Origin of the sequence: Coralloluteibacterium stylophorae (assembly GCF_018122625.2) — a bacterium.
GTDB lineage: Bacteria > Pseudomonadota > Gammaproteobacteria > Xanthomonadales > Xanthomonadaceae > Coralloluteibacterium > Coralloluteibacterium stylophorae.
In genome coordinates this window covers 1-20,681 of sequence record NZ_JAGQFT020000019.1, presented here as the reverse complement: position 1 = coordinate 20,681, position 20,681 = coordinate 1, and the positions used below count along the sequence as shown (strand labels likewise).

The 20,681-nt window shown below is 72.2% G+C and carries 21 protein-coding genes and 1 tRNA gene; 4 read left to right on the top strand and 18 right to left on the bottom strand.

All coding sequences use genetic code 11. The features are described from left to right. Positions 1-227: 227 nt before the first annotated feature. The 3 genes from KB893_RS17970 to rnr form a co-directional block, all read right to left on the bottom strand. Entirely contained in the window at positions 228-569 is a 342-nt protein-coding gene (locus tag KB893_RS17970; protein WP_211928199.1) for a CBU_0592 family membrane protein, read from the bottom strand. Positions 570-630: 61 nt separating this feature from the next. Continuing rightward, complete coding sequence (rlmB, locus tag KB893_RS17965) at positions 631-1,371, bottom strand: 23S rRNA (guanosine(2251)-2'-O)-methyltransferase RlmB (RefSeq protein WP_211928198.1); 741 nt, start codon at positions 1,369-1,371, stop codon at positions 631-633. Positions 1,372-1,374: 3 nt separating this feature from the next. Then, positions 1,375-3,846, bottom strand: a complete 2,472-nt coding sequence (gene rnr / locus KB893_RS17960) for a ribonuclease R (protein ID WP_213173968.1) — start codon at positions 3,844-3,846, stop codon at positions 1,375-1,377. Positions 3,847-4,029: 183 nt separating this feature from the next. Here rnr and KB893_RS17955 point away from each other — a divergent pair. Beyond that, positions 4,030-4,116: transfer RNA gene (locus KB893_RS17955), tRNA-Leu, on the top strand. Between the two features lie 144 nt (positions 4,117-4,260). Here KB893_RS17955 and KB893_RS17950 read toward each other — a convergent pair. The 11 genes from KB893_RS17950 to rlmE form a co-directional block, all read right to left on the bottom strand. Next, complete coding sequence (locus KB893_RS17950) at positions 4,261-6,078, bottom strand: aminopeptidase P family protein (protein WP_211928080.1); 1,818 nt, start codon at positions 6,076-6,078, stop codon at positions 4,261-4,263. A gap of 82 nt (positions 6,079-6,160) precedes the next feature. Beyond that, the gene (locus tag KB893_RS17945; RefSeq protein WP_213173967.1) at positions 6,161-7,453 is read right to left on the bottom strand and encodes an adenylosuccinate synthase; all 1,293 of its coding nucleotides are present in this window, start codon (positions 7,451-7,453) and stop codon (positions 6,161-6,163) included. A 187-nt stretch (positions 7,454-7,640) separates the two neighbouring features. Continuing rightward, complete coding sequence (locus KB893_RS17940; RefSeq protein ID WP_211927581.1) at positions 7,641-7,838, bottom strand: DUF2065 domain-containing protein; 198 nt, start codon at positions 7,836-7,838, stop codon at positions 7,641-7,643. Between the two features lie 3 nt (positions 7,839-7,841). Next, positions 7,842-8,711, bottom strand: a complete 870-nt coding sequence (gene hflC, locus KB893_RS17935; protein ID WP_211927582.1) for a protease modulator HflC — start codon at positions 8,709-8,711, stop codon at positions 7,842-7,844. Continuing rightward, a complete protein-coding gene (gene hflK / locus KB893_RS17930; RefSeq protein ID WP_213173966.1) occupies positions 8,711-9,877 on the bottom strand; it encodes an FtsH protease activity modulator HflK in 1,167 nt (388 codons plus the stop codon). Before hflK ends, hflC begins: the two co-directional genes overlap by 1 nt. A 113-nt stretch (positions 9,878-9,990) precedes the next feature. Next, positions 9,991-11,292: a ribosome rescue GTPase HflX gene (gene hflX / locus KB893_RS17925; protein WP_211927584.1), complete on the bottom strand. Its 1,302-nt coding sequence runs from the start codon at positions 11,290-11,292 to the stop codon at positions 9,991-9,993. 22 nt (positions 11,293-11,314) lie between these two features. After that, complete coding sequence (gene hfq, locus KB893_RS17920; RefSeq protein WP_213173965.1) at positions 11,315-11,578, bottom strand: RNA chaperone Hfq; 264 nt, start codon at positions 11,576-11,578, stop codon at positions 11,315-11,317. A gap of 113 nt (positions 11,579-11,691) precedes the next feature. Then, on the bottom strand, positions 11,692-12,675 hold the full coding sequence (gene miaA, locus KB893_RS17915; RefSeq protein WP_211927586.1) for a tRNA (adenosine(37)-N6)-dimethylallyltransferase MiaA: 984 nt from the start codon (positions 12,673-12,675) through the stop codon (positions 11,692-11,694). Between the two features lie 10 nt (positions 12,676-12,685). Continuing rightward, the gene (gene folP, locus KB893_RS17910; protein WP_211927587.1) at positions 12,686-13,582 is read right to left on the bottom strand and encodes a dihydropteroate synthase; all 897 of its coding nucleotides are present in this window, start codon (positions 13,580-13,582) and stop codon (positions 12,686-12,688) included. Positions 13,583-13,661: 79 nt separating this feature from the next. Next, complete coding sequence (ftsH, locus tag KB893_RS17905; RefSeq protein ID WP_213173964.1) at positions 13,662-15,581, bottom strand: ATP-dependent zinc metalloprotease FtsH; 1,920 nt, start codon at positions 15,579-15,581, stop codon at positions 13,662-13,664. Between the two features lie 28 nt (positions 15,582-15,609). Beyond that, on the bottom strand, positions 15,610-16,227 hold the full coding sequence (gene rlmE / locus KB893_RS17900; protein WP_211927766.1) for a 23S rRNA (uridine(2552)-2'-O)-methyltransferase RlmE: 618 nt from the start codon (positions 16,225-16,227) through the stop codon (positions 15,610-15,612). A gap of 78 nt (positions 16,228-16,305) precedes the next feature. Here rlmE and yhbY point away from each other — a divergent pair, with 78 nt between their 5' ends. Together yhbY and KB893_RS17890 are read left to right on the top strand one after the other, a co-directional pair. Beyond that, positions 16,306-16,614: a ribosome assembly RNA-binding protein YhbY gene (gene yhbY / locus KB893_RS17895; protein WP_211927768.1), complete on the top strand. Its 309-nt coding sequence runs from the start codon at positions 16,306-16,308 to the stop codon at positions 16,612-16,614. A 14-nt stretch (positions 16,615-16,628) separates the two neighbouring features. Beyond that, positions 16,629-17,003, top strand: a complete 375-nt coding sequence (locus KB893_RS17890) for an Mth938-like domain-containing protein (RefSeq protein WP_211927765.1) — start codon at positions 16,629-16,631, stop codon at positions 17,001-17,003. A gap of 21 nt (positions 17,004-17,024) precedes the next feature. On the opposite strand, the gene KB893_RS17885 is transcribed toward KB893_RS17890, so the two are convergent. From KB893_RS17885 to surE, 4 genes are all read right to left on the bottom strand, one after another. Beyond that, on the bottom strand, positions 17,025-17,864 hold the full coding sequence (locus KB893_RS17885; RefSeq protein ID WP_211927764.1) for a peptidoglycan DD-metalloendopeptidase family protein: 840 nt from the start codon (positions 17,862-17,864) through the stop codon (positions 17,025-17,027). Between the two features lie 108 nt (positions 17,865-17,972). Further along, complete coding sequence (locus tag KB893_RS17880) at positions 17,973-18,557, bottom strand: YqaA family protein (protein WP_211927763.1); 585 nt, start codon at positions 18,555-18,557, stop codon at positions 17,973-17,975. Continuing rightward, the gene (locus tag KB893_RS17875; protein WP_377731437.1) at positions 18,554-19,243 is read right to left on the bottom strand and encodes a protein-L-isoaspartate(D-aspartate) O-methyltransferase; all 690 of its coding nucleotides are present in this window, start codon (positions 19,241-19,243) and stop codon (positions 18,554-18,556) included. The genes KB893_RS17880 and KB893_RS17875 overlap by 4 nt, the downstream gene beginning before the upstream one ends. Continuing rightward, entirely contained in the window at positions 19,240-20,019 is a 780-nt protein-coding gene (surE, locus tag KB893_RS17870) for a 5'/3'-nucleotidase SurE (protein WP_211927762.1), read from the bottom strand. The genes KB893_RS17875 and surE overlap by 4 nt, the downstream gene beginning before the upstream one ends. Before the next feature lie 114 nt (positions 20,020-20,133). On the opposite strand from surE, the gene KB893_RS17865 reads away from it, so the two are divergent. Then, a partial coding sequence (locus tag KB893_RS17865; protein ID WP_213173963.1) for a Smr/MutS family protein occupies positions 20,134-20,681 on the top strand: 548 nt, incomplete at its 3' end.

Below are 20,681 nucleotides of genomic sequence, written 5' to 3'. Positions count from 1 at the left end.
GATCTACGATGCAAGCTCGATGGCTTCAGGAGCGGCTCGGGCGTCCCACCCTCCCCCGATGATCGGTCGGGGACAGTGCCCCTTCATCGGGGCGCTGTCGAGATACAAGGAGCGGCTTCAGCCGCGATCGGCGGGGGCTCCTGTGGGAGGGGCTTCAGCCCCGACGGCAGCGCCACGAAGAAAAACGCCGCGGCATCCGCGGCGTTCCTCTTTCGCCTCTTTCCGCCTCAGAACGGCGGCGGCCCCGAGGCGCGACTGCCGCCCGCGCCGCCGGGATCGCCATTGCGCGGCGCCGGCGCATCCACCTCGCGCACCCGGCGCCTGCCGACGTTGAGGTAGATGCCGACGCCGCTGATCAGCGCCCAGGCGAGCGGCAGGATCACGAAGGTCGACAGCTCCAGCGTATAGACCAGGCTGAACAGCGTGCACAGCGCGCCGACCAGGTTCAGCGCCTGGAAGCTGATGCGGTCCCCGCGCCAGGCGCCGATCTGCAGCAGCAGCTGGGCGACCAGGATGGCGGCCACGCCGCCGAGCCCCAGCCAGTCGAACCACATCAGCCGATCGGCCATCTCGCACACTCCATACGGACACGCATGGCAGCTTAGCCGCCGCGCCGCGACCGAGGAAGCGTCAGCCGCGCTGGCGCACCGCCTCGAACAGCGCCACGCCGGCAGCCACCGAAACGTTGAGGCTCTCCATCTGCCCCGGCATCGGAATGCGCACCAGGCCGTCGCACTGTTCGCGCGTCAGCCGGCGCAGGCCCTCGCCCTCGCCGCCCAGCACCAGCGCCACGTTGCCCTCGAGGTCGAGCCCGTACAGGGTGCCCTCGCCCTCGCCGGCCAGCCCGTAGACCCAGACGCCGGCGTCCTTGAGCGTGCGCAGGCTGCGCGCGAGGTTGGTCACGCGCACCACCGGAATGCGGTCGGCGGCGCCGGAGGCGGTCTTGCGCACGGTGGCGTTGACCGGCGCCGACTTGTCCTTCGGGATGACCACCGCCGTCGCGTTGGCGGCGGCCGCGCTGCGCAGGCAGGCGCCGAGGTTGTGCGGGTCCTGCACGCCGTCGAGCACCAGCACCAGCGCGCGCCCGCCTGCGTTCTCGACCAGCCCGGGCAGCTCGCGCTCGTCCCAGGTGCGCGCTGCCTCGTAGCGGGCGGCGGCGCCCTGGTGGCGCGCGCCGCCGCTGATGCCGTCGAGCGCCTGCGCCGAGACCCGGCGCACGGTGAGGCCGATGTCGCCGGCCTCGCGCTCGAGCGCCTGCACGCGCGGGTTCTTCGCGCCGGCCTCGACCAGCACCTCGCGCACGTGCTCGGCGTCGTTCTCCAGGGCCGCGGCGACCGCGTTGATGCCGACGACCCAATGGGTACTGCTCATGACTCAGCCCTTCCTGCGCCGCCCGGACTTGACGCTCGCGCGTTCGCGCTCCTCGCCCGCCAGGCGGAAATCGATCCGCCGGTCCTCGACGCTGGCGCGCAGCACCTGGATGCGTACGCGGTCGCCGAGCCGGAACTCCATCCCGCGGCGTTCGCCGCTCATCAGCTTCCGCACGGGATCGAAATGGTAGTAGTCGTGCGGCAGCTGGGTCACGTGGATCAGGCCGTTGACCTTGGAGTCGTCGAGCTCGACGAACACGCCGAACGAGGCCACACCGCTGATGGTGCCGTCGAACTCGGAGCCGACGTGCTTCTCCATCCACGCCGCGCGGAAGCGTTCGTCGACCTCGCGCTCGGCCTCGGTCGCGCGGCGCTCGCGCTCCGAGCACTGCAGCGCGAGCGCGACCATGTCGTGCGCGCTGTAGCCGTAGCTGCTGGCCTTGCCGCCGGCCAGCGCATGCTTGATCGCGCGATGCACCAGCAGGTCGGGATAGCGCCGGATCGGCGAGGTGAAGTGCGCGTAGGCCTCCAGTGCGAGGCCGAAGTGGCCGACGTTCTCGGCCGAATACACCGCCAGGCTCTGGCTGCGCAGCAGCACCGACTCGATCAGCGGCGCATCCGGCCGCTCGCGGATCTTCTTCAGCAGCGCGGTGAAATCCTTCGGCCTCACCTTCGACCACGCCGGCATCTTCAGCTTGAACTCCTGCAGGAACTCCAGGAGGTCGGCGTACTTCTGCTCCGGCGGGCGCTCGTGGATGCGGAAAGGCGCGGGAATGCCGCGCGCCATCAGGTGCCGCGCGGCCTCGACGTTGGCCGCGATCATGCACTCCTCGATCAGCTTGTGCGCATCGTTGCGAGGCAGCATGCCGGCCTGCACGACCTCGCCGGCGGGGCCGATCACGAAGCGCGTCTCGGAGGTCTCGAACTCGATCGCGCCGCGCTTCTGCCGCGCCTTCGCCAGCACCTGGTAGAGCTGGTGCAGGCGCTCGACCTGCGGCATCAGCACGCCGATACGGCCGCGCGCATCGTCGCGGTCGGCCTCCAGCGCGTCGTCGCCGACCGCGTTCCACACCTGGGTGTAGGTCAGCCGCGCGTGCGAGCGCATCACCGCCTCGTAGAACCTCGAGTCGCGCACGTTGCCGTCGCGGTCGACCTGCATGTCGCAGACGAAGCACATGCGGTCGACCTTCGGCATCAGCGAGCAGATGCCGTTGGACAGCGACTCCGGCAGCATCGGCACCACGAAGCCCGGGAAGTACACCGATGTCGCACGCTTCTGCGCCTCGTCGTCCAGCGGCGTGCCCGGCTTGACGTAGTGCGAGACGTCGGCGATCGCCACGATCAGGCGGAAGCCGCTGCGGTTGGGCTCGCACCACACCGCGTCGTCGAAGTCCTTGGCGTCCTCGCCGTCGATGGTGACCAGCGGCACCTCGCGCAGGTCGACGCGCGCCGCGGCCACGGCCTGATCGACCTCGACCGGCACGGCCGCGGCCTGGTCGAGCACCTCCGGCGGGAACACGTCGGGGATCTCGTGCCCGTGGATCGCGGTGGTCACCACCAGCGACGGCGTCAGACGGTCGCCGAGCACAGTCAGCACGCGGCCGAAGGCCGGGCTCGACTGCGTCTGCGGCCGGGTGATCTCGCAGATCACCAGCTGGTTGACCCGGGCCTCGCCGCGCGCATCGGGCGGGATCATCACGTTGCGGGTCAGGCGGCGGTCGTCGGGGTCGACGAAGCCGATGCCGTTCTCCTCGATGAAGCGGCCGATCAGGCGCGTGGTGCGGCGTTCGAGCACCTCGACGATCGCGCCCTCGCGGCGACCGCGACGGTCCACGCCGGTGACGCTGGCCAGCACGCGGTCGCCATGCATCGCCTTGCGCAGCTCGGCCGGCGGCAGGAACAGGTCGTCGCCGCCGACGTCGGTGCGCAGGAAGCCGAAGCCTTCCGGGTTGGCGATGACGGTGCCGGGGATCAGGTCGAGCTTGGTCGCGACGGCGTAGCCGCCGCGGCGGTTGGCCAGCAGCTGGCCGTCGCGGAGCATGGCGCCCAGGCGCTTGGTCAGGGCGAAGAAGCGGTCCGGCGCGGTCAGCCCGAGGATGTCGGCCAGCGCCTCGGCGTCGAGCGGTCCTTCCGCCTCGCCCAGCACCGACAGGATCACCTCGCGGCTGGCGATCGGGTTCTCGTACTTCAGCGACTCGCGCTCGGCGTGCGGATCGACGTAGCCGGGCGCGGCATCGCCGCGGTCCTGTCGTCGTGCGGCGGCGCGCGCGGCGGCGGCCGGCGTGCGCGGCGGCTTGTCCTTGCGCGTGCGCTTCGTCGGGGCCTGGCCGGCGGCGGGTGCCCCTTCCGCGCCGGAGGCGGCCGCTGGACTCCTGCGCGACGCGCGTTTTGCGGAAGCGGCCGCAGGTGCGGGCTCGGGCAGCCAGCCTGGCTGCCTGCTGGCGCGGCCCTTGCCGCGCTTGGTGGGTTTGCTCATGCCGACGATGGTACACGCCGCCCCGTGAGCCTCCGCCGACGTTCGCCGACCGGCGTCGTCATCGACCGGGCGAATCTCGGCGCGGGGCGACCGCGGGCGACGCCACCTGCGAAATCTCCGCACGGATCGTTGACAACATCGCCGTGGCACGCGTAAATTGCGCTGCTCGCTCCGGCGAGACTTGCCCAGGTGGCGGAATTGGTAGACGCACTAGCTTCAGGTGCTAGCGTTCGCGAGAACGTGGAGGTTCGAGTCCTCTCCTGGGCACCAACACAAGGCTGACGGCCCCGCCCGATGCCTCGCAAAGAACCCGCTCATCGAGCGGGTTTTTTGTTGTCCGCAGTTCCCCACCGGATGCGCCGGCGCGATTTCGCCACGCGCGTCGCCGCGGACGTGCGCGAAGCGCGCCGGCGATCAGCCGTCCGCCGCCACCGCAGCGGTACGCGCGAGCAGCCAGTCGTGCGCGGCGCCGGCAAGCCTGGGCGCGAGCCGCGCGCGCACCTCGGCGTGGTAGGCGTCGACCCACGCACGCTCGCCGGCGTCGAGCATCGACAGCTCCACGCAGCGCAGGTCGATCGGGCACAGGGTCAAGGTCTCGAAGGCGAGGAAGTCGCCGAAGCCGGCGCCTGCCGCCTCGCGGTTCATGACCAGGTTCTCGATGCGCACGCCCCACTGCCCGGCGCGGTAGGTGCCGGGCTCGATCGAGCTCACCATGCCCGGCCGCATCGCCATCCGCGGCGACGGCGTCGCGCGCCACGACAGCACCTGCGGACCCTCGTGGACGTTGAGGAAATAGCCGACGCCGTGGCCGGTGCCGTGGCCGTAGTCGACGCCGTCGGCCCACAGCGGCGCCCGCGCGATGGCGTCCAGCAGCGGCGCGGCGATGCCGTGCGGGAAGCGCGCGCGAGAGAGGGCGATCAGTCCCTTGAGCACGCGCGCGCAATCCGCCTTCTGCCCGGCCGAGGGCGTGCCGACCGGCAGCATGCGGGTGACGTCGGTCGTGCCGCCGACGTACTGCGCGCCGGAATCGACCAGCAGCAGGCCGTCGCCCGCGATCGTCGCATGTGCCTCTTCCGTCGCGCGGTAGTGCGGCATGGCGCCGTTGGCATTGAAGCCGGCGATGGTCGGGAAGCTCGGCGAGACGAAGCCCGGCCGGCGCGCGCGCTCCTCGAGCAGGACCGCGTCGACGTCGAGCTCGCTCAGCGTCCCGCCCGCCCCGAGCACGGCCTCGATGCGCGCGAACGCGGTGCACAGTGCGGCGCCGTCCTCCTCCATCGCCGCGCGGATGTGGCGGGCCTCCACCTCGCTCTTGCACGCCTTGCACAGCGTGCTCGGATTGGCGGCCTCGATCCGCGACACCGCGTCCGGCAATGGCGCGAGCACGCCGACGGTGACGCGGTCGGGATCGAACAGCAGCCGCGCGCGCGCGGGCAGGATCGCGAGCGTCGCGGCGAGATCGCCGTAGTCGCGCACGCGCACGCCGTCGGCGGCGAGGGCCTCGGCGAGCTCCGGCGCCAGCTTGCCGGCGCCGACGAAGAGCTGCGCGTCGTCGGGGCCGACCAGCAGGTGCGCGAGGAACACGGGGTTGTAGGGCACGTCGCTGCCGCGCAGGGTCAGCAGCCAGGCGACGTCGTCGAGGCTCGAGACGAGGTGCCAGTCGGCGCCCTGCTCCGCCATCGCCGCACGCAGCCGGGCGAGGCGTTCCTGCCTCGGCGCGCCCGCGAACGCCGGATCATGGGCGGTCACCGGCGCATCGGGCAGCTTCGGCCGCTGCGGCCAGGCGAGGCCGGCGACGTCGAGGTCGATGCGCAGGCGCACGTCGCGCGCAGCCAGGGCCCGCTCCAGGCGACCGGCGACCGAGAGCGCCAGCACCGCGCCGTCGACGGCGACGCTGCCGCCGCCTGGCACATGTCCGGCGAGCCACTCCATCCACACCGGTGCGCGCGACTCCGGCAGCTTCTCCATCGCGACGCCACCGTCGGCGAGCTGCGCTGCGGCCTGTTCCCAGTAGCGGCTGTCGACCCAGAGCGCCGCCGCATCCGCGGTGACGGCCAGGGTGCCGGCCGAGCCGGCGAAGCCGCTGAACCACTCGCGCGCCTGCCAGCGCGCCGGCAGGTACTCCGACAGATGCGGATCCGACGACGGGATCAGCACCGCATCCACGCCGGCGCCGGACATCGCCTCGCGCAGCGCATCGAGGCGGGTGCGGACAGGGGAAGCATTGGCGTTCATCGCAGGTCTCCTTGCAGCGCCGCGGGCGCCGAAACGACGAAGGCCGCATCGCTGCGGCCTTCGTGGGTGCGCCGGCGCGGCCTCAGGCGAACGGGTCGGCCAGCACGATGTTGGAGTTGCGGTCCGGCCCGGTCGACACCATCGCGATCGGACAGCCGACCAGTTCCTCCAGCGAACGCAGGTAGGCCCGCGCCGCCGGCGGCAGCCTGTCCCACTCGGTGATGTCGTGGGTCGACTCGCTCCAGCCGGGGAACTCCAGGTACTCCGGCTCGCACTCGTTCCAGCCCTCGGCATCCAGCGGCGCGTACTCGGTGGTCTTGCCGCGGTACTTGTAGGCGATGCACATCTTCAGGCTCGACAGCCCGTCGAGCACGTCGAGCTTGGTCACGCACAGGCCGGTGATGCCGTTGATCGCCACCGCGCGCTTGAGCGCGACGATGTCGATCCAGCCGCAGCGGCGCGGCCGTCCGGTGGTGGCGCCGAATTCCTGGCCGCGCTCGCGGATCGCCTCGCCGGTCTCGTCGTGCAGCTCGGTCGGGAACGGGCCGCCGCCGACGCGGGTGGCGTAGGCCTTGGCGATGCCGAGCACGTAGTCGATCGCCTCGGGCCCGACGCCGGTGCCGGCGAGCGCGCCGCCGGTGGTGGTGTTGGACGAGGTGACGTAGGGATAGGTGCCGTGGTCGATGTCGAGCAGCGAGCCCTGCGCGCCCTCGAACAGGATGCGCTTGCCCTGCTTGCGCAGGTCGTGCAGCAGGCCGGCGACGTCGTGCTTCATCGGCTCGACGTACTCGCCGAAGGCCAGCACCTCGTCGAGGGTCTTCTGGAAGTCGACCGGCTCGACGCCCAGGTACTTGGTCAGCACGAAGTTGTGGTAGTCGAGCGTGCCGCGCAGCTTCTCGGCGAGCTGCTCGGGGTAGGCGAGGTCTGCCACGCGCACGCCGCGGCGCGCGACCTTGTCCTCGTAGGCGGGGCCGATGCCGCGACCGGTGGTGCCGATAGCCTTGCCGCCTGCCGCCTTCTCGCGGGCCTGATCCAGGGCGATGTGGTAGGGCATGATCAGCGGCGTCGCCGGGCTGATCTTCAGCCGCGAGCGCACGTCGATGCCGGTCGCCTCGAGCTCGGCGATCTCCTTCTGCAGCGCCGCCGGGCTCAGCACCACGCCGTTGCCGATCAGGCACAGCACGCCCTCGCGCAGGATGCCCGAGGGGATCAGGTGCAGCACGGTCTTCTTGCCGCCGATGACCAGGGTGTGGCCGGCGTTGTGGCCGCCCTGGAAGCGCACCACCGCACCGACCTGCTCGGTCAGGAGATCGACGATCTTGCCCTTGCCCTCGTCACCCCACTGGGCACCGAGAACGACGACTGACTGGCCCACGGACTTGCTCCTTTGCTGTTCGGATCGCCGGCGGCCAGGGGCCGCGGCGGAAGTCGCCGTGCGGAACCGGGCGGGCCGCGAACGCCCTGCCCGCATCCCCAGACACGGAAAAAGCCGAGGCTGGCCCCGGCTTTTGCGCATTATCCAAGAAAACCGCGCCCGCCGCAGCCACCGCCGGGCGGGACGTTCAGGCGCTCCAGCCGCGCACGGCGTAGAGGCAGGCCAGCCCGATGCAGATGCTGACCGCGCCGGCCACGCGCAGGCTGCGGCTGGGGGTGCGGATCATGCCCAGCGCCGCGCGCTTCCACACGCGCGGCGCCGCGAAGAGCATCAGCCCCTCGATCACCATGACCAGGCACAGGGCCGCCCACAGGTCGCTGCTCACGGATCAGCGCGCTTGCCCGGCCTGCTCGAAGTAGCGCATCAGCTCGGAATCGGGATCGAGGACCAGCACGTCGCCACCGCCCGAGAAGGACTCGCGGTAGGTCTCCAGGCTCTTGTAGAAGCCGTAGAACTCCGGGTCCTGGCCATAGGCCTGGGCGTAGGTCTCCGCGGCCCCCGCATCGCCTTCGCCGCGCAGGCGCTGTGCGTCGCGTTCGGCCTCGGCCAGGATCACCGCGCGCTGGCGGTCGGCCTCCGACTGGATCGTCTGCCGGATCTCGTCGCCCTCGGCGCGCAGCTCGTTGGCCACCCGCGTGCGCTCGGCGCGCATGCGGCGGAACACCGAGTCGAGCACGCCGCTGTCCTCGGGGAGGTCGATGCGCTTGATGCGCACGTCGACCACCTCGATGCCGAGTCCGCCGGCGGCGCGGTTGGCGACCTCGACGAAGCGCTCGGACAGGTTGGTGCGCGCATCGACGACCACCTCGCGCAGGGTGCGCTGGTTGATCTCGTTGCGGATCGCCTGCTTGACCACCGGGTCGAGGCGCTGCATCGCATCGGTGGCCTGGCCGCCGGTGGCGGTGTAGTAGCGACGGGCGTCCTCGACGCGCCACTTGACGAAGAAGTCGACGCTGACGTCCTTCTTCTCGCTGGTCAGGTAGCGCTCCGGCGCGGACTCCAGCGTCTGGATGCGGCGATCGAAGGTGAGCACGCTCTGCACCAGGGGCAGCTTGAAGTGCAGGCCGGGGTCGATGTCGCTGCGGACGATGCGACCGAGCTGGATGACCATCCCGACCTCGTTTTCCTTGACCCGGAACATCGAGCCCAGGCCGAGCAGGACGACGAGCGCCACGATGGCGATGGTGATCGGCTTCATCAGCGGCCCTCCCCGCGGCTGCCGCGCGTCGGGCGCGGTTCGTTCTGGATCGGCCTGGCCGGCGCGGACGTCGCCCCGTTCGAATTGCTGCCACCGACCGGCCGGTCGGGCAGCGAGGACGAGGCCGCCGGCAGGCGCGAGACGCTGCCACCGGCTGGCGCCGCCTGGCCATCGGCCGGCAGGTAGAGCACGTTGCCGGTGTCGCCGGAATAGACCTTGCGGCTCGCCGCGAGCACCTGCTGCATGGTCTCCAGGTACAGTCGGCGGCGGGTCACCTCGGGCGCCTGGCGGTACTCGTCGGCGAGCAGGCTGAAGCGCTCGGCGTCGCCCTCGGCGCGGCTCAGCGCCGCGGCCTTGTAGCCCTCGGCCTCGGTGCGGATGCGCGCGGCGGCGCCGCGCGCCTCTGGCACCACCGTGCTGGCGTAGGCCCGCGCCTCGCTCTCGATGCGCTCCTTGTCCTCGCGCGCGCTGATCGCGTCGTCGAAGGCGTCGCGCACCTCGACCGGCGGGCGCGCGTCCGGCATGGCGAAGGTCGAGACCTGGATGCCGGTGTGGTAGGCGTCGAGCGAGACCTGCAGCAGCTCGCGCGCCTTGGCCGCGAGCGCCGCGCGTTCGCCGGTCAGGACGCTGTCCATCTCGCTGCCGCCGACCACGTCGCGCACCGCCGCTTCCGCCGCGTGCCGCAGGGTCTCCTCGGGCGCGGCGTCGCCGAACAGGAACAGGTTCGGGTCCGACACCGTGTACTGGACCTCGTAGTTGATCTGCACGATGTTCTCGTCGCGCGTGAGCATGCGCACCTGGTCGGCGACCCGGCGCACGCTGGTGACGTCGACCTTGTAGACCGTCTCGATCGGCGACGGCAGCTTGAAGTTGGCGCCCGGCTGCATCACCCGTGCGAACTCGCCGAAGCGCAGCACCACGCCGCGCTGGCGTTCGTTGATGAGCTGGAAGCTGTCGAACACCAGCCACACCGCGAGCAGCAGCAGGATCAGCCACAGCGGATTGAAGCCGTTGTCGCGCCCGCCACCGGAGCGGCCCCCGCCGTCGTCGCCGCGGCCGCCGCCGAACACGCCCTTGAGCCGCGTCAGGAAGGCATCGACCTCCGAATCGGGGTTCTTGCCCTTCCAAGGGTCCTTCTTGCCCTGTCCGGGCTCGTTCCAGGCCATGCAGGCTCCGTCGCAGACGCGGACGCGCCGTGGCGCCTCCGCAGGTGAAAATCGCTCGATTGTAGGTAGCGCGGAGCGGGGTCTCAACCGCGCCGCCGCGCGCAGGGCCGCGCTCAGTCAGTTTCCTCGCGCGCGGGCAGCAGCGCCCTGAGCGGTGCGCCGTCCGCCTCCGCGGCGAGCTGCTCGGCCACCGCCGCCGGCAGGTCGACGCGCACCCGCCAGCCGTGCTCGCCGGCCGTCTCCCCGGCCACCGCCTCCAGCGCATGCAGGCGCGCGCGCAGACGCCCGGCCTGCGGCGGCAGGTCGAGCTCGCCGACCACCCGGCGGCTACGGAAGCGCGCGTCGAGGGCGTCGCGCAGCAGGTCGAGCCCGTCGCCGCGCTGCGCCGACATCCAGATGCGCTCGCGGCTGCCGCCGACCGCGGGGTCGTGGCGCGCGACCGCGCCCTCGATCCGGTCGATCTTGTTGAACAGCAGGACCTGCGGGAGATCGCCGGCGCCGATCTCCTCCAGCACCGCGTCGACCTGGGCGATGCGCTCCTCGCGCAGCGGATCGGCGGCGTCCACCAGATGCAGCAGCAGGTCGGCCTCGCGCGCCTCCGACAGCGTCGAGCGGAAAGCGGCGACCAGTTCGTGCGGGAGGTCGCGCACGAACCCCACCGTGTCGGCCAGCACCAGCACGCCGGCGCCCGGCAGGCGCAGGCGGCGCACGGTCGGGTCGAGCGTGGCGAACAGCTGGTCCGCGGCATAGGCGCCGGCGCCGGTGAGCGTGTTGAACAGGGTCGACTTGCCGGCATTGGTGTAGCCGACCAGGGCCACGCGCGGGATCGCGTTGCGCTCGCGCGCGCGCCGCATCTGCGCGTGCTGCACCTCGACCTTGTCCAGGCGCTTCTGCAGCATGTCGACGCGCTTCTGCAGCAGGCGGCGGTCGGTCTCGAGCTGCGTCTCGCCGGGGCCGCGCAGGCCGATCGAGCCGCCGCGCTGGCGCTCGAGATGGGTCCAGCCGCGGACCAGGCGCGTTGCCAGGTGCCGGAGCTGGGCCAGCTCGACCTGCAGCTTGCCCTCGTGCGAGCGCGCACGCAGGGCGAAGATGTCCAGGATCAGGCCGGTGCGGTCGACGACGCGCCGCCCGAGCGCCTTCTCCAGGTTGCGCTCCTGCACCGGCGAGAGCTGGTGGTCGACCAGCACGAGGTCGGCGCCGGAGGCATCCGCCGCCAACTTCGCCTCCTCGACCTTGCCGCTGCCGATCAGGGTCGCCGGGTTCGGCCGCTCCAGCCGCGCGCCGAGGCTGGCCACCACCTCGGCCCCGGCCGAACGCGCGAGCTCGTTGAACTCCTGCTCCGCATCCGGATCGGCGCCGGAGCGGTGCGGATGGATCAGGAGCGCGTGCTCGCCGCGACGGGATCGATCGAACATCGAACGCTCGGACCCGCCCCGGTCAGGCCTCGGCCTCGTCGCCGGCCTCGGCGGCCGCCGTCGACGGCGCCGCGCCCACGCGCACGTTGCGCGCCGGCACCACCGTCGAGATCGCGTGCTTGTAGACCATCTGGCTGACGGTGTTGCGCAGCAGGACCACGAACTGGTCGAAGGACTCGATCGTCCCCTGCAGCTTGATGCCGTTGACGAGATAGACCGAGACGGGAACCCGCTCGCGCCGCAATGCATTGAGGAAAGGGTCCTGCAAGGACTGACCCTTGGACATGGTGCACCTGCTCTTCTTCTTTGGCGCGCAGCCAGCCGGCGCGCTTCGGCAGCTCGTTGGATCGACGCGGGCGCGGGGCGCGGGCGTGAGGCCATTGCAGGCCAGGGCCGATGTTACACAGCGGCCCGGTCTGGATCGAGTGAGGAAGGGCCCACGAACAGGGCGAGCGCCGCCTCGAGTTCAGCGCGCTGGTGGACCGGATCGAGCCAGCGCGCCGCGTGCTCCGCCCGCAGCCAGGTCAGCTGGCGCTTGGCCAGCTGGCGGGTGGCGGCGATGGCCTGCGCTCGGAACGTGGCCGCATCCGTTGCGCCCTCGAGGTGCGCCCACGCCTGCCGGTACCCGACCGCGCGCATCGCCGGCAGGTCCGGGTGCAGGCGCGGGTCGCTGCGCAGGCGCCGCACTTCGGCGAGGAAGCCTGAGTCGAGCATGGCGTCGAAGCGCTGCGCGATGCGCTGATGCAGCACCGCCCGGTCGGCCGGTGCCAGCATCAGGCGCAGCACGCGGAACGGGAACCGCATGCCCCGGCGCGCGCCCGCCTGCCACTCGCTCAACGGTCGCCCGCTGGTGCGGAAGACCTCGACGGCGCGGCTGATCCGCTGCGGGTCGCTGGGACGGATGCGGGCGGCGGCCGCGGGATCGACGCGCGTCAGGTCCGCGTGCAGGGCCGCCCAGCCGCGTTCGCGCGCCTCGGCCGCGACGGCGGCGCGGACCGCCGGATCCGACTCCGGCATCTCCGCCAGCCCGTCCAGCAGGGCGCGGAAGTACAGCCCGGTGCCGCCGACCAGCAGCGGAATCCGCCCGCCGGCCGCGATGGCGCGCATCGCCGCCAGCGCATCGACGGCGAACTCGCCGGCGTTGTAGGTCTCGTGCGGGTCGCGGATGTCGATCAGGCGGTGCGGCGCCAGCGCCTGGGTCGCGGCATCCGGCTTGGCCGCACCGATGTCGAGCCCGCGATACACCAGCGCCGAGTCGACGCTGACGATCTCGGAGCGCAGGCGCTGCGCCCACTCCACCGCGAGCGCGGTCTTGCCCGAGGCCGTCGGCCCCATCAGGGCGATCGCGAGCGGCCGCGAATCGATGCCGGACGGCGGCGCCATGCGCGCGGGATCAGTCCTCGTCCGGCCAGCGGACCGCGGGCGCGGCGGGCGCCATCGGACGCGGCTGCGCCGCGACCGCCCGCCATACCGCCAGCGCGTCGACGGTGGCGGCGACGTCGTGCGCGCGCAGCAGCATCGCGCCGCGCTGCGCCGCGATCAGCGCCGCCGCCGTGGAGCCATGCACGCGCTGCGCCGGCGCCTCGCGCCCGGTCAGGTTGCCGATCAGCCGCTTGCGCGAGAGGCCGGCCAGCACCGGCACGCCGAGGCTGGCGAAGCGCTCGAGCCCGGCGAGCAGGACCAGGTTGTGCGCGTCGTCCTTGCCGAACCCGAAGCCGGGATCGACCACGAGGCGCTTCTTCGCGATGCCGGCCATCTCCGCGGCGAAGATGCGTTCGGCGAGGAAGCGGTGCACGTCCGCGACGACGTCGTCGTAGGCCGGTGCGTCCTGCATCGAGCGCGGCTCGCCCTGCATGTGCATCAGCACCACCGGCACCGCGAGCGCCGCCGCCGCTTCCAGCGCGCCCTCCCGCCGCAGGCCGTAGACGTCGTTGACCATCCCCGCGCCGGCGGCCACGGCCGCGCGCATCACCTCCGGCTTGGAGGTGTCGACGCTGATCGGCACGGCCGTCTCGCGGGCGAGGCGCTCGATGACGGGAACGACGCGCGCCAGCTCCTCGTCGATCCCCACCTCGTCGGCGCCCGGCCGGGTCGATTCGCCGCCGACGTCGAGCATGTCGGCACCCTCCTCCACCAGCCGCAGCCCATGCGCGACCGCGGCATCGCAGTCGGCGTGGCACCCGCCGTCGGAGAAGGAGTCGGGGGTGACGTTGACGATGCCCATGACCCGCGGACGGTCGAGCCGCAGCGCGCGGCCGCCGCAGTCCAGGACGGGAACGGTGTCGAACATGCTGGTCCTCGCAACGAGGAAGGCCGGGAACGGATCCCGGCCTTCCGGCTTCATGCCTGTCCGGCCTGCGCCGGGGTGATCACACCGAGGGTGCCGGCCCGCCGATCGCGCCGGGCGTCCCGGAATCGCCGCCCTGGCGCGGCGGCAGCTTGCCGGAGGCCTCCCAGCCCGTCGGCGGCGGCGGCACCTTGCCGTCCATGATCGCGTCGATCTGCCTGGCGTCGATCGTCTCGTACTGCAGCAGGGCGTCGGCCATCACGTGCAGCTTGTCGAGGTTGTCCCTGAGGATCTGGGTGGTGCGCTTGTAGGCGCCGTCCAGGATCCCGCGCACCACCTCGTCGATCTTGCGCGCGGTATCGTCGGAGACGTTCTTGTGCTGCGTCACCGAGCGACCGAGGAAGACCTCGTCCTCGTCCTCGCCGTAGGCGATCGGGCCGAGCTCGTCCGACAGGCCCCACTTGGTGGCCATGTTGCGGGCCATCTTGGTGGCGCGCTCGATGTCGTTGGACGCGCCGGTGGTGACCTTGTCGGCGCCGAAGATCAGCTCCTCGGCGATGCGGCCGCCGTACAGCGAGCACAGCTGCGACTCGATCGCGACCTTGTTGTAGCTGTACTTGTCGCCCTCCGGCAGGTACATGGTCACGCCCAGCGCGCGGCCGCGCGGGATGATCGTGACCTTGTAGACCGGATCGTGCTCGGGCACCAGGCGGCCGACGATGGCGTGGCCGGCCTCGTGGTAGGCGGTGAGCTTCTTCTCGTCGTCGCTCATCGCCATCGAGCGGCGCTCGGCGCCCATCAGGATCTTGTCGCGGGCGCGATCGAAGTGGTCCATGCGCACGTCGCGGCCGTTGTCGCGCGCGGCGAACAGCGCGGCCTCGTTCACCAGGTTGGCGAGGTCGGCGCCGGAGAAGCCGGGCGTGCCGCGGGCGATGATCATCGGGTCCACGCCGTCGGCCAGCGGCACCTTGCGCATATGCACGCGCAGGATCTGCTCGCGGCCCTTCACGTCCGGCAGCCCGACCACGACCTGGCGGTCGAAGCGGCCCGGGCGCAGCAGCGCCGGGTCGAGGACGTCCGGGCGGTTGGTCGCGGCGATCACGATCACGCCCTCGCCGCCCTCGAAGCCGTCCATCTCGACCAGCAGCTGGTTCAGCGTCTGCTCGCGCTCGTCGTGGCCACCGCCGAGGCCGGCGCCGCGGTGGCGGCCGACGGCATCGATCTCGTCGATGAAGATGATGCAGGGCGCGTGCTTCTTGGCCTGCTCGAACATGTCGCGCACGCGGCTGGCGCCGACGCCGACGAACATCTCGACGAAGTCGGAACCGGAGATCGAGAAGAACGGCACCTTGGCCTCGCCGGCGATGGCACGCGCCAGCAGGGTCTTGCCGGTGCCGGGCGGGCCGACCATCAGCACGCCACGCGGGATCTTGCCGCCGAGCTTGGAGAAGCGGGTCGGGTCGCGCAGGAACTCGACCAGCTCGCCGACCTCCTCCTTGGCCTCGTCGCAGCCGGCGACGTCGGCGAAGGTCACCTTGACCTGGTCCTCGCCCTGCATCTTCGCCCGCGACTTGCCGAAGCTCATCGCGCCGCGGCCCGCGCCGCCGGACTGCATCTGGCGCAGGAAGTAGATGAAGATGCCGATGAAGATCACGTACGGCAGCAGGTTGAGCAGGATGTAGCCCAGCCCCGGACCGTCCTTCGACTGCTCGCGGCTGACCGCGACGCCGTTGTTGATCAGGTCGTTGTACATCTGCTCGCGGTCGCCGAGCGGGGCGTAGGTGATCCCGGACTCGCCGTTCGAGCGCTTGAATTCGATGGTGCTCTCGTTGGCGCTCACCCGGACCGAGTCGATGCCGTCGTTCTGCACCTCCTGCACGAAGCTGGAGTACGGCACCTCGCGGCCGCCGCCCGCCGTGCTCGGCGAGAAGCTGTTGAACACCGCCAGCAGCACCACGGCGACGATGACCCAAAGCAGGAGGTTCTTGGCGAGGTCGTTCATCTGAATCCTGTCGGTTCGCCCAGCGCGATCAGCGCTTGCCCTGGGCCAGTGCGTACACTTCGTTGGAACGGCGGCGGGAAGCCGCGGGCTTGCGGTTCACGACCCGCGTGTAGCGGCGCTTCAGGTCCTGGACGTAGGCGTCGAAGCCCTCGCCCTGGAACAGCTTGATGAGGAAGGCCCCGCCGGGCGCCAGATGATCCTGCGCGAAATCGCGGGCGAGTTCGGCAAGGTACATCGCGCGCGGCTGGTCGACCGCATCCATGCCGCTCATATTGGGGGCCATGTCCGAGAGCACAAGATCCACGGCGCGCTCCCCGAGCGCGGCGTCGAGCCTCGAAACTGCGTCGTCGGCCCTGAAATCGCCGTGAATGAAGGTCACGCCCGCGATCGGCGGCATCTCCAGGATGTCCATCGCCACCACCGTGCCGCTGTCGCCCAGCGCCTGCCGCACGAACTGCGACCAGCCGCCCGGCGCCGCGCCGAGGTCCACCACGACCATGCCTGGCTTCAGCAGGCGGTCCCGCCCCACCAGTTCCTCGAGCTTGTAGGCGGCGCGCGAGCGATAGCCGTCGGCCTGCGCCTTCTTGACGTAGGGATCGGCGAAGTGCTCGCGGAGCCAGCGATGGCTGCTCTTGCTGCGGGGCATGGGCGCGGGAGGGACGTACGGTCCGGCATGATAACCTGCGCGGCCTTCCCGACCGCCGCCACGCCGGCCTGGCCCTCCATGTCGTCCGATCTCGCCGCCGCCCAGAAGCGCTACCTCCGCGGCCTCGCCCACCCGCTCAAGCCGCTGATCCAGGTCGGCGCCAAGGGCGTCACGCCCTCGCTGCTCGCCGAGCTCGATTCGGTCCTCGAGCGGCACGAGCTGATCAAGGTGAAGGTCGCCACCGACGATCGCGAGGTGCGCGACGCGGCCATCGTCGAGCTGGTCGACGGCGTGAAGGCCGCGCTCGTGCAGCGGATCGGCAACACCGCCGTGCTGTACCGGCGCTCGGCGGACAACCCGCAGATCGTCCTGCCGCGGGTCCGCTGAAGGTCGCGTCCGCCATGCATCTCTCGCTCGACCCGGCCGAATCCCGCTACGTCCTGCGCGGCACCGGGCCGGCGAGCGTGCTGGTGAACGAGCGCGAGCTGACGGCGAGCTTCGCGCTCTCGGCGGACAGGCTGCTCGAGGACTGGCGCCCGCGTGAGGTCGCCGACCTGCAGCCCGGGGACATCGCGCCCCTGCTGGCGCTGGACCCGGAAGTGGTCGTACTGGGTACCGGACCGGCGCTGAGGTTCCCGGCGCCGGCGGTGATGGCCGCCTGCCTCACCCGCGGCATCGGCATCGAGGCCATGGACAACGCCGCGGCCGCGCGCACCTTCAACGTGCTCGTCGGCGAGGGCCGCCGCGCCGTCGCCGCCTTCCTCCTGCCGGGCTGACCCGCAGGCGCCCGCGCGCCGTCAGCGCTTCGGAAGCAGCGGCAGCGGATCGGTCGGCTTGCCGTTGCGGCGGATCTCGAAATGCAGCATGTCGCGGCTGGCGCCGGAGCGGCCCATCTCGGCGATCTGCTGGCCGGCCGCGATGCTGTCGCCCTCGTCGACCAGGCGCTTGCGGTTGTGGCCATAGGCCGACAGCCACTCGTCGGAGTGCTTGATGATGATCAGCTCGCCGTAGCCGACCAGGCCGGCGCCCGAGTACACCACCACGCCGGCCGCCGAGGCCCGCACCGGGTCGCCGGAATCGCCGGCGATGTCGAGGCCCTGCCGGGTCGGGTCGCCGGCGACGAAGCGGCCGACGATCTGGCCGTCCGCAGGCCAGCGCCAGGCGCCGGCGCGGGTGTCGACCTGCGCGGGCGGCTCCGGCGCGGGCTTCGGCGCGCTCGCGACCGGCGCGGGCGCCGGCGTGGCTGCCGGCGTCGCCGAGGGCAGCGGCGGCAGCGGCGTGCGCGCGGCCGTGGTGTCGGGCGTACCGGCGGGCAAGGGCGCGGCAGGACGCGGGGCCGCGGCCACCGGCGCGCGCTGCGGCGCCCCGTCGAGGCGGATGCGCTGCCCGGGATAGATCGTATAGGGCGCGGCGATGCCGTTGCGAGCGGCGAGCTCGCGGTAATCCAGCCCGTGCCGGAAGGCGATGCCGTACAGGGTGTCGCCGCGGGCGACGACGTAGCTGCCGCTCGCCGGCAGCGGCGCAGCCGGGCGGCCGGCCGGACGCGACGGCGCGGTGTCGCGGGTGACCACGACGGAGCGTCCGCAGGCGCCCAGCACCAGCAGCGCCATCACTGCGCAGAGGATCCGCGACGTCATTCCAAGAAGTCCCCTCGATTCCACTCCCACTCCCGTTCCGCCTGCACCAGTGCAGCGGCGTTCAAGCCTACCGGATGCCCGCGCACGTCCTGCGAAGGCCGGGCCGCGTCAGTGCCCGAACTGCAGCCATGCCAGCACGGCGAGTACGGCGATGCCGACGATCCAGCCCACGATCTCGATGTAGCGCCGCACCACCGGCTCGACCTTCGGCCCCGCCAGCGCGACCAGCGCCGCCACCAGATAGAAGCGTCCGCCGCGGCCGGCGAACGAACCGAGCACGAACGGCAGCAGCGGCATGCCGGCGGCCCCCGAGGCGACGGTGAACACCTTGAACGGGATCGGCGTGAAGCCGGCGACCAGCACGATCCAGAAGCCGTAGCGCGCGAACAGCGCCTGCACCTCGGCGAACGTCTCGGCCTGCCCGGCGCGCTCGATCAGCGGCATCACCAGCTCCAGCGCGAAGTGGCCGAGCAGGTAACCGACCAGCCCGCCCAGGACCGAGGCGACGGTGCAGACGGTGGCGACCGACACCCAGCGCCGCGGCTGCGCCAGCGCCATGGGGATCAGCATCACGTCGGGCGGGATCGGGAACACGATCGCCTCGGCCGCGCTGAGTGCGGCGAGATAGCGCACCGCATGCCGGTGCCGTGCCCACTGGATGCAGCGGTCGTAGAGCGGACCGAACAGCCTCATGCGCTGACCACGCCCGCCAGCAGCGGCACGAACACCACCGTTCCCAGCGATTCCTGGTCCATCTGCTCGCCCTGCCTGCGCAGGCGCAGCAGTTGCTGGCCGCTGGCCGAGCCGACCGGTGCGACCAGGGTTCCGCCGTCGCCGAGCTGGGCCAGCAGCTGCGGGTCCACCAGCGCACCGCCGGCGGTGACGATGATCCCGTCGAACGGCGCGCACTCGTCCCAGCCCACGCGGCCGTCGTCGTGGCGGGTGCGCACGTTGAAGCCGAGCCGGCGCAGGCGGCGCCGCGCCTGGCGGAGGAGTTCGTCGATGCGTTCGATGCTGAAGACCTCGATGCCGAGCGCGGCCAGCACCGCCGCCTGGTAGCCGGAGCCGGTGCCGACCTCGAGCACCCGCCGCGGCAGCGGCAGGCCTTCCGGCGGCGCCTCCAGCAGGGCCTCGGTCATGCGCGCCACCACCCACGGCTGCGAAATGGTCTGGCCGTTGCCGATCGGCAGGGCGGTGTCTTCGTAGGCACGGCTGGCGAGGGCCTCGTCGATGAACAGGTGGCGCGGCACCGAGGCCATCGCCAGCAGCACCCGCTCGTCGCGGATGCCGGCCTCGCGCAGCCGCTCGATGAGGCGGTCGCGCGCACGCTGCGAGGTCATGCCGAGGCCGCGGGCCTGGCTCTTGTACTGCGACATCATGACTGGCGTCCGATCTCCTGCTCCAGGCCCGACACCCAGCTGGCGACCTGCTCCAGCGCCTGGTAGCGGGTCAGGTCGACGTGGATCGGGCTGATCGAGATGTGCCCGGTGCGCACCGCGTGGAAGTCGGTGCCGGGACCGGCGTCCTGTTCGGCGCCGGCCGGGCCGATCCACCAGATCCGGCGGCCGCGCGGATCCTCCTGGGCGACGCAGGGCTCGGAACGGTGGCGGTTGCCGAGGCGGGTCACCTCGAAGCCCGCGAGCTCCGCCCACGGGCGGTCGGGCACGTTGACGTTGAGGATGGTGTTGGCGGGCAGCGGATCGGTCGCCAGGCGCTCGATGATCTCCACCGCCGCGCGCGCGCCGGTGTCGTAGTGGCGCCCGGAGCCGGCATCGGTCGCCAGCGACACCGCCACCGCGGGCAGGCCGAGGAAACGGCCCTCCATGGCCGCGGCCACGGTCCCGGAATAGATGACGTCGTCGCCCATGTTGGCGACGTTGTTGACGCCGGAGACGACGATGTCCGGCTCCTGCTCGAGCAGGCCGGTCAGCGCCAGGTGCACGCAGTCGGTCGGCGTGCCGGCGACGCAGTAGACGCCGCCGCCGAGCTCCCTGACCCGGATCGGGTGCTCGAGCGTGAGCGAGTTGCTGGCGCCGGAGCGGTCGCGGTCGGGCGCGACCACCGTGACCTGGTGCCCGGCCGCGCGCAGCCCGTCGGCCAGGGCGCGGATGCCCGCGGCATCGACGCCGTCGTCGTTGCTGACCAGTACGCGCATGGGATCCCCGTGGAAACCGGGCAATGATAGCGGATCGTCCTGCGCGCCCCGAACCCGCCGCCGCGCCGCGCGGGCGCGGATGCGGGCCGCGGCGCCGCACGCTAGGCTTGGTGCATGAGCCGCCGGCCTGCGATCGACGACGACGACGCCGCCCTGTTCCGCGAGGCGATCGGCGAGGTGCGCCGGCTGCCGGACGCGCCCGCGCCGGCACGCCCGCGCCCGGCACCGCGGGCGCGCAAGCGTGCGGAGGACGAGTTCGACGCGCTGCGCGAGATGCGCACGGCGCCGATGGCCTCGTTCGATGCCGCCGAGGCGCTGGCCTGGCGTCGCGACGAGGTCTCTCCCGACGCCCTGGCGCGGCTGCGCCGGGGCGAGTTCGCGGTGCAGGGCGAACTCGACCTGCACCGCGCCGATGCCGCCCGCGCCGAACGCCTGCTGCGGAGCTTCCTGCACGAGGCGCGCGGCAACCGCGCGCGCTGCGTGCTGGTGATCCACGGCAAGGGCCTGCGCTCGGAGGACGGCGTGCCGGTGCTGAAGGCGCTGGTGGACCGCCTCCTGCAGCGCCGCGACGACGTGCTCGCCTACGCCTCGCCACCGCAGGCGCTCGGTGGCACCGGCGCGGTGCTGGTGCTGCTGCGCGGGCGGGGCGGGCGAAGAGGGGA